Origin of the sequence: Psychroserpens mesophilus, from assembly GCF_050617655.1 — a bacterium.
GTDB lineage: Bacteria > Bacteroidota > Bacteroidia > Flavobacteriales > Flavobacteriaceae > Psychroserpens > Psychroserpens mesophilus_A.
Genome location: NZ_JBODQC010000588.1, coordinates 1 through 229, shown reverse-complemented (window position 1 = coordinate 229; position 229 = coordinate 1). Strand labels below are relative to the sequence as shown.

Here is a 229-nt window from a genome sequence, read left to right as displayed (position 1 = left end):
GAATCCGTTCCTCGCGGACCTGGTCAGCCTGGCCGATCCGCGCAGCGAATACAGCTACCTGGACTACTGCAAGCAGACCGGCCGCATCTACTCGTACTACATGCGCGAGCACCCCTACCTGACGCGCGCCGAATACAACCGCTATTGCAAATGGGTCGCCGCGCGCCTGCCCAACCTGCGCTTCAACAGCGACGTGCAGAGCGTGCTGCACGATCCCGAGACCGACACC

Annotated in this window: 1 protein-coding gene; it reads left to right on the top strand. The window is 63.3% G+C overall.

The features are described from left to right. A partial coding sequence (locus ACRHNM_RS18540) for a SidA/IucD/PvdA family monooxygenase (protein ID WP_431138092.1) occupies positions 1–229 on the top strand: 229 nt, incomplete at both ends.